Source organism: Mycobacterium sp. 1165178.9, from assembly GCF_001673555.1.
Taxonomy (GTDB): domain Bacteria; phylum Actinomycetota; class Actinomycetes; order Mycobacteriales; family Mycobacteriaceae; genus Mycobacterium.
Genome location: NZ_LZMB01000091.1, coordinates 1 through 4,082, shown reverse-complemented (window position 1 = coordinate 4,082; position 4,082 = coordinate 1). Strand labels below are relative to the sequence as shown.

Sequence of the window (4,082 nt, the reverse complement as noted above, 5' to 3'; positions counted from 1 at the left end):
CCGGGCGCACCTTTCGCGACGTGGATGGAATTGCCGCCCTGGAATTGATCGACGGGCGGGCCGCCGCGCTGACCCAGGAGCACCGCGGCGTGGGGTCCCCGGTCCCCGGCGACTGGCTGCTGCTGGTGGAGCTGGCCGCCGATCACGACCAGACCGAGCGGCTCGCCGAGCTGCTCGACGCGGTGCCGATGCGCGCCGATCCCGCGGTCGGCGTGGATCTTGCCGCGCAGCAACGGTTATGGCAGGTTCGTGAATCCTTGGCCGACGTGCTCGGCGTCTACGGGCCCCCGCTGAAGTTCGATGTCTCGCTGCCGCTGTCTGAGGTCAGCGAATTCGCAAGCCACGCAGTCGATTTGGTCCACACGCATGCCCCCGACGCGTTCCCGGTGCTATTCGGTCACATCGGCGAGGGCAACCTGCACCTGAACGTGTTGCGCTGCCCCGCCGATCGGGAGCGGGCGCTGTACGAGCCGATGATGGACCTCATCGCGAGATCGGGCGGCAACGTCAGCTCCGAACACGGAGTCGGCAGCCGCAAACGGTCCTACCTCGCCATGTCGCGGGGGCCCGCGGATATCGCCGCGATGCGCACGGTCAAGGCGGCGCTGGACCCGACTGGTTATCTCAATGCCGCGGTGTTGTTCGACTAGGTCAGCATCAGCCAGCAAAGTGGCACAGGCTTTTCCATCCTCGACGCTGTCGGGCCGCTGGTCTGACGGAACGACACCTTCATACCGGGAAGTTCTGCCGCATGCGTCCGCCGTCGAGTGGAGCGATGTTTCGGTGGCTAGTCAGACAGCAAAGATCAGCCGAGAGGGATATTTTCGTGGGGAAAGGCTAGGTCGGCGGCTACCAGGTTGACGGGCCGTGCCCCCAGATAGTGTCGATCATCCCCGGTTATCCATCGGGTTATCCATCGGTCGCGGCCGCTGTCCACAGATTCCGTACCGGGCGACGTAATCAAACTTATCCATCGATTCAGCCGAGGGCGCAGGCGCATTCAATCATCAATATCGAGACGGACAACGCGAATAGCGGCGCTACGTTTGGTTGAACGCGAAACCTGCAGCGACTAGCTGCCCTTGATTCCCACCGCGTGGCGCAGCTGCGCCAGAAACTGGTCGGCGTCATCGCTTCGCACGATGTAGTGCGATATCGCAATCCGGATGACCGTCGCCGCTTTGACCGCCGCGTTGGGCCCGGGCAGGTGGCGCTGCAAACCCTCGCGCATCTGCGGGATGACCCAGGAGAACTGGGCGATGGTGTGTTCGGGCTCGACGTCGACCATGCGCACACCGGAGTACGAATGCTGGTATTCGACGATGAACCGCAGCACGGCGTCCAGCTTGTCCACGCCCTTCAGGCCCGCGGTGGCCTTCACCAGACCGCTCTCGAAGATCTGGCGCTCGTAGCTCGAAAACGCCGACAGCAACTCCTCTTTGGACGCGAACCAGCGGTACAGCGTAGGGCGGGAGACGCCCGCCTGGGTGGCGACGTCGGACAGGCTGAGCTTGGTCTTGCCGTTGCGGCCGAGCACCTCGGCGGTGGCCGCCAGAATGCGCTGACGCGTCGAGGTGTCGGTGTCGGCGATCGTGGTCGCCCGGGCCGGCTGGCTCATGAGTCACACTTTTCGAAGTGTCGCCGAGGTGTCATGGTCATTCGCTCCCACGTTAGGCCCGAGGCGGGCGCCGGCGCACCAGCACCGACTGCTGGATGGCGCCGACCGCGCCCTGCTCGTCGAACAACGTGCCGATGGTCGTACCGATGCCGTCCGGCCCGTAGCTGGTCTCGGCCCGAATGCCGATCCAGTCGCCGTCCGGTACACGAAACACGTGCACGGCCAGATCGGTATTGAGGAAGGTCCATTTGGTGATGTCCAACTTGCTGCCGATGCCATTGGCGCAGTCGGCCACCGCGAACAGCCGTTCCAGCTGCGTCATGGATTCGCCGTTGACCAGGTCGACGGTCGGGTTGATCCAGGATTCGCCGGGGCCCTCGCTGAGCGGCTCGGTGAGCCACAGCCACTCCAAGCTGTGCACGTAGTTGCGGTCCCAGTCCCGCGCCTTGAGGTTGCGGTTGAAGGCCTCGGCCCGCGGCCGGGGCAGCGGCGCCCCCGCGTGCGCCAGGGACTGCGTGTCTTGGTGCTGGAGCCGCCATCCGGTGGCGCGCGCCACCGGCCGCGGTATGCCGTCGGGCCCGGGAGCCGCCATCTCGGCGCTGAGAAGTTCGATCTGCTTGCCGGGGCGTTGCACTTCCGCGCGCACCGACAGATCACCCTCGGCCGGCACCCCGCCCAGTAGGTCGATGACGACCCGGGACAGGCGCGTGTCTTCGCGCTGTTCGCACCGCTCGAGCGCCCGGACCAGCAGCGCCGACACCGGACCGCCGTGCTGGATGGCCGCCGACCAGGTGCCGCGCGCCAGATCGGTCGCCCGGAACTTCTCGCCCAGCGCGGCGTCGTCGCCGGCGGAGTCGATCAGCTCGTAGTAGGCGTCGGTCATCGTCAACCTCTCGGGTCAGGGCAGGCCGGCGCCGGGGGTGGTCACCGTGACGGCATCCAGCCGGGAAAGCCGGGTGCCGATCAGGCGCTGAGGATATGCCTCCGTACTCGACAACAGAAACAGGGTGCGGCGCTGCGGACCGCCTAGCGCGCAGGCGATGGCGACCCGGTCGCCCATGTCGATGCGGTCGGTGACGGTGCCGCCCGCCACGATCCGCTCGAACTGGTGGGCCAGGGTCATGGACGCCCACACCCCGCCGTCGGCGTCCAGCGCGATGCCGTCGGGGGGCCCGTCCAGGTCGCCGGCGAAAATCCGGCGCTCGGACAGTTCGCCGTCGTCGCCGATGGAAAACGCGGTCAGCTGCCGGCCCGTCGATTCGGCGACGATCAGCGTCCCGCGATCCGGGGTGATCGCCATGCCGTTGGGGAAATCGAGGTCTTCGGCCACCACGGTGGCGCCGTCGTCCGCGTCGAGCCGAATGATGACGCCACCGCTGGATGCCTGGCAGCCGATGTAGGCGCGGCCCGCGTCGTCGACGACCATGTCGCCGAGGGCAGCCGGCGCCAGGTCGGCCAGATCGGCGATGGTGACCACGGTTTCGCCGTCATAGCGCAGCACTTGCCGGTCCTCGGTCGAGGCGATCAGCAGCGACCCGTCGGGGCGGAAGCCCAGACCAGAGGGCGAATGACCGGGGAGCGGCAGCGTGGTCAGCGAGCCACCCATGGTCGCGGTGTGGACGGCCTCGCCCAGCATGTCGGAGAACCACAGCAGGCCCTCGAACCAGCGCGGGCCCTCCCCGAAGCAGAATCCGTTGGCCAGCGGCTCGGGAATCATTCGTCCCCGCCCTCGCCGAATCGGTCCGCTTTACAAAACACCGGAAAAGTGTCATGCACCGCGGGTACCGGTGTCAATCTGCCGATCGGGCCAGCTCCGGTGCCAGGCGCCGATGTTCGCCGGATCGGCCTAGGCGGAAGCCTTGATCGCGTTGCCGCCCTGTGTGTTCGGCCATTTCGCCGATCGGTTCAGCCGCCGTCTTGTTAGCCAAGCTTTACAAATCCTACTCAAAGTGTCACGCTGAGCGCTGAGCCGCGAGCGCGAGAGGTGGAGTGGGTTGACGAAGGCGTCTGAGGAATCCGAGCAGACCGAATGGACCGTGCAGGGCCTGCTGGATCTGTTCGACGTGCAGGCCGACGGGCAAGACCGATTCACCGGTGAGACCGGCATCGCCGTGGGCGACGAACGCCAGGTGGTCGAGGGCACCCAGGTGCTCGCGCAGGCGATTGTGGCCGTGGCGAAGCGCTTTCCGGACAAGTCGGTGCGCTCGGCCCACGCGGTCTTCTCGCGGGCAATCACCGTCGGCCCGCCCATCGAGCTGGTTCTCGACGTCGTCGCTGAGGGCCGCTCCACCGCCACGGCGGTCGTCGCCGTGCATCAGAACGGCCGGCGCTGCCTGAGCATCACGGTGCTGGCCGACGTCCCGACCGGCGACGTCATCCGCCATCACCTGCCGCGGCCGGACGTCGCAGCCCCGGCCGACGCGCATCCCTCACCGATGCCGATGGTGGGTCGCGAGCTTCGCCT

Annotated in this window: 5 protein-coding genes; 2 read left to right on the top strand and 3 right to left on the bottom strand. The window is 67.2% G+C overall.

Translation table 11 applies throughout. From position 1 onward, the window contains the following. The coding region (locus A5652_RS04640) for an FAD-linked oxidase C-terminal domain-containing protein (RefSeq protein ID WP_304441760.1) at nt 1–650 on the top strand (650 nt) is incomplete at its 5' end. A 422-nt stretch (nt 651–1,072) separates the two neighbouring features. Here A5652_RS04640 and A5652_RS04635 read toward each other — a convergent pair. The 3 genes from A5652_RS04635 to A5652_RS04625 are packed head-to-tail and all read right to left on the bottom strand — an operon-like array spanning nt 1,073 to nt 3,335. Further along, nucleotides 1,073–1,618: a TetR/AcrR family transcriptional regulator gene (locus A5652_RS04635; RefSeq protein ID WP_007769268.1), complete on the bottom strand. Its 546-nt coding sequence runs from the start codon at nt 1,616–1,618 to the stop codon at nt 1,073–1,075. A gap of 52 nt (nt 1,619–1,670) precedes the next feature. After that, entirely contained in the window at nt 1,671–2,501 is an 831-nt protein-coding gene (locus A5652_RS04630; protein WP_067347109.1) for a thioesterase family protein, read from the bottom strand. Between the two features lie 15 nt (nt 2,502–2,516). Beyond that, entirely contained in the window at nt 2,517–3,335 is an 819-nt protein-coding gene (locus A5652_RS04625) for an SMP-30/gluconolactonase/LRE family protein (RefSeq protein WP_067347108.1), read from the bottom strand. 277 nt (nt 3,336–3,612) lie between these two features. On the opposite strand from A5652_RS04625, the gene A5652_RS04620 reads away from it, so the two are divergent. Further along, a partial coding sequence (locus A5652_RS04620; RefSeq protein WP_197513753.1) for an acyl-CoA thioesterase II occupies nt 3,613–4,082 on the top strand: 470 nt, incomplete at its 3' end.